The sequence below is a fragment of the Mesorhizobium sp. M7A.F.Ca.CA.004.12.1.1 genome, assembly GCF_003997835.1.
Lineage (GTDB): Bacteria > Pseudomonadota > Alphaproteobacteria > Rhizobiales > Rhizobiaceae > Mesorhizobium.
Genome location: NZ_RZRK01000656.1, coordinates 1 through 3,502, shown reverse-complemented (window position 1 = coordinate 3,502; position 3,502 = coordinate 1). Strand labels below are relative to the sequence as shown.

The following is a 3,502-nucleotide window of genomic DNA, read 5'->3' as shown; positions in this document are numbered from 1 at the left end:
GTCGATCTGAGCTCGGCAAAGCGGGTCGACGATCCGGTCAAGATGGCGCAGACCGCAGAAATCGACGTGTTCGTCGAAGCACTTTGCCGAGCTCAGATCGACGCCGCGATCGCGCTTCTGGTCGCGCGCCGAGACGGCGGTGACGATCACGTCACGGCCGCACTGGCGGGTCAGTTCCACCGCTTTGTCGCGCAGCACGCGCGCCACCGACGCGCCAACGGTGCCGAGGCCGGCAATTCCAACACGCAATGCTTCAGCCATGTCCGGCGACGTCCCTCAAAGTCAGATCGAATTTGCGTGCGGCAAGCTTACCGGTGAGCGGAGAGCGGCACGACGTTGTTGGGCTGCTTGGCGCTGGTCGACAGGAAGCGCTTGATGTTGCGCGCCGCCTGCCGGATCCTGTGCTCGTTCTCGACCAGAGCGACGCGCACGAATTCGTCGCCATGCTCGCCGAAGCCAACACCGGGCGCCACGGCCACGTCGGCATGTTCGATGAGCAGCTTGGAGAATTCGAGCGAGCCGAGATGTCGGAACGGCTCCGGGATTGGCGCCCAGGCGAACATCGATGCCGCCGGTGCCGGAATGGTCCAGCCAGCGCGGCCGAAGGCATCGACCATCACATCGCGGCGCTTGTGGTAGATGTCGCGCACTTCGGCGATGTCGGCGCCGTCGCCATTGAGCGCATGTGCCGCCGCCACCTGGATCGGCGTGAAGGCGCCGTAATCGAGGTAGGATTTCACCCGCGTCAGCGCCGAGATCAGCCGCTCGTTACCGACGGCAAAGCCCATGCGCCAACCGGGCATGGAGAAGGTCTTCGACATGGAGGTGAATTCGACGCAAACGTCGATCGCGCCAGGCACCTGCAGCACCGAAGGCGGCGGATTGCCGTCGAAATAGATCTCCGAATAGGCAAGGTCGGACAGGATGATGATGTCGTTCTTCTTGGCGAAGGCGACCACATCCTTGTAGAAATCGAGCGAGGCGACCAGCGCCGTCGGGTTCGACGGATAGTTGAGGATCAGCGCCAGCGGCTTCGGGATCGAATGTTTGACCCCGCGCTCGAGCGCCGGGATGAAGCCGTCGTCCGGCTCCACCTGCAGCGAGCGGATGACGCCACCCGACATGATGAAGCCGAAGGCATGGATCGGATAGGTCGGGTTCGGGCACAGGATCACGTCGCCGGGCGCCGTGATCGCCTGCGCCATGTTGGCGAAGCCTTCCTTCGAGCCAAGCGTGGCCACCACTTGCGTGTCGGGGTTGAGCTTCACGCCGAAGCGCCTGCCATAGTAGGCGGCTTGGGCGCGACGAAGGCCCGGAATGCCGCGCGACGAGGAATAGCGATGCGTGCGCGGGTCGCGCACGACCTCGCACAATTTGTCGACGATAGCCTTGGGCGTCGGCAGGTCCGGATTGCCCATGCCCAGGTCGATGATGTCGGCGCCACGCGATCGGGCGCTGGCCTTGAGCCGGTTGACCTGCTCGAACACGTAAGGCGGAAGCCGGCGAACCTTGTGAAATTCTTCCATGGCAGTTCCAGACAGCGAAGGGGGTGTTGGGCGCGCGCTATATACTTATTTGCAGGTAGGGTCGAGGGCGGGGTCGCATTTGGCTTCGATCTGCTTCAGCGTTTCGTCGCCATGCTTCTTGGCCAAATCCGTCAGCGCCGCCTGGTTGGCGACCTTCGGGCCGCCGCCCTTTGCCGCCTGCGCATTCTCATCCGCCTTCAATTGCGCGAGCTTGGCGTTCTTCTCGGCTTCGGTGAACTGAGGCGCCGCCACTTGCGGCTTGATGTTCAGGTTCGGAAAGGTGCCGGTATCCTTCGGCCCCGTACCCGCAGCGACAGGCGTCGGGCCATTCGTGTTGGTGCTCGAGCACCCGGCAATCCCGATGAGGACGATCGCCGCGCCGATGCGGCAAAAATGTCCGGCACCGAAAAAAACAGTTTCGCCAATATTAATCGTCATATTGTTTCCTTGGCAGCCGAGGTAGAGCGAGATTGGCCCGGTCGGATGTCCCATGTTAATATGTCAAGAAAAGGCCTCGGGAGGAACCCCGCCAACCATGTCCAAAACACCCGATTCGGGCAAAGCGGAAGATGACGAGCCTTCGACCGTCGAGCAATATCTGGTGAAGGACCCGGAACGCTTCGCCCTGAACATGGCGCGCATGATCGAGCAGGCCGGCAAGGCCGCTTCCGCCTGGGCCGAGCCGCGCGAAAAAGGCGACGTGCGCGACCATGTCGCCGAGCCCGTTGTCGATATGGTGAAGACCTTTTCCAAGCTCAGCGAATACTGGCTTGCCGATCCGCAGCGCGCGCTGGAAGCGCAGACGCGGCTGTTCTCCGGCTATATGACGGTCTGGGCCAACGCCATTCAGCGCACCAGCAACGCCGCGCAAGACACCGAAGACGCGGTCAAGCCGGAGCGCGGCGACAAGCGGTTCCTCGACCCGGAATGGGGCCGCAACGCCTTCTTCGATTTCCTCAAGCAGGCCTATCTCGTCACCTCGCGCTGGGCGGCCGATCTGGTCGAGCACGCCGAAGGCCTTGACGAGCACACCCGCCACAAGGCCGGCTTTTACGTCAAGCAGGTGTCCAACGCCATCTCGCCGTCGAATTTCATCCTGACCAATCCGGAACTGTTCCGTGAAACCGTCGCGTCGAACGGCGAAAACCTGGTGCGCGGCATGAAGATGCTGGCCGAGGACATCGCCGCCGGCAAGGGCGACCTGAAGCTGCGGCAGGCTGACTACTCACCCTTCGAGATCGGCAGGAACATCGCCACCACTCCCGGCAAGGTGGTCGGCCGCAGCGACGTCGCCGAAATCATCCAGTACGACCCGGCGACCGAGACGGTGCTCAAGCGGCCCTTGCTGATCTGCCCGCCATGGATCAACAAATTCTACATCCTCGATTTGAACCCGCAGAAATCCTTCATTCGCTGGGCGGTTGAACAGGGCCACACCGTGTTCGTCATCTCCTGGATCAATCCGGACGAGCGCCACGGCACCAAGAGTTGGGAAGCCTATATCCGCGAGGGTCTGCAATACGGCCTCGACACCGTCGAGAAGGCCACCGGCGAACGCGACGTCAACGCGATCGGCTATTGCGTTGGCGGCACGCTTCTGGCGGCGGCACTGGCGCTGATGGCGCAAGAGGGCGACGACCGCATCAAGTCGGCGACCTTCTTCACCACGCAGGTCGACTTCACCCATGCCGGCGACCTGAAAGTGTTCGTCGACGAAGAACAGGTCGCCGCTGTGGAAAAGTCGATGAGCGAAAAAGGCTATCTCGACGGCACCAAGATGGCGACCGCCTTCAACATGCTGCGCTCAGGCGACCTGATCTGGCCCTATGTCGTCAACAACTACATGCGCGGCAAGGATCCCCTGCCCTTCGACCTGCTCTACTGGAATGCAGATTCCACCCGCATGGCGGCGGCCAATCACTCTTTCTACCTGCGCAACTGCTATCTTGAGAACAACCTTTCGCAAGGCACGATGG

Annotated in this window: 3 protein-coding genes and 1 pseudogene; 1 reads left to right on the top strand and 3 read right to left on the bottom strand. The window is 62.3% G+C overall.

What is annotated here, in order from left to right; genetic code table 11:
• From EN984_RS27095 to EN984_RS27085, 3 genes and pseudogenes are all read right to left on the bottom strand, one after another.
• Positions 1-261, bottom strand: a pseudogene (locus EN984_RS27095) (homoserine dehydrogenase); the annotation flags it as partial.
• 47 nt (positions 262-308) lie between these two features.
• Complete coding sequence (locus tag EN984_RS27090; RefSeq protein WP_023810473.1) at positions 309-1,526, bottom strand: LL-diaminopimelate aminotransferase; 1,218 nt, start codon at positions 1,524-1,526, stop codon at positions 309-311.
• A 45-nt stretch (positions 1,527-1,571) separates the two neighbouring features.
• Positions 1,572-1,964, bottom strand: a complete 393-nt coding sequence (locus EN984_RS27085; protein WP_127269945.1) for a hypothetical protein — start codon at positions 1,962-1,964, stop codon at positions 1,572-1,574.
• 97 nt (positions 1,965-2,061) lie between these two features.
• Between EN984_RS27085 and EN984_RS27080 the strand changes: the two genes are divergently transcribed.
• Positions 2,062-3,502 (top strand): alpha/beta fold hydrolase (locus EN984_RS27080; protein WP_127384084.1); only part of this gene is annotated, 1,441 nt, incomplete at its 3' end.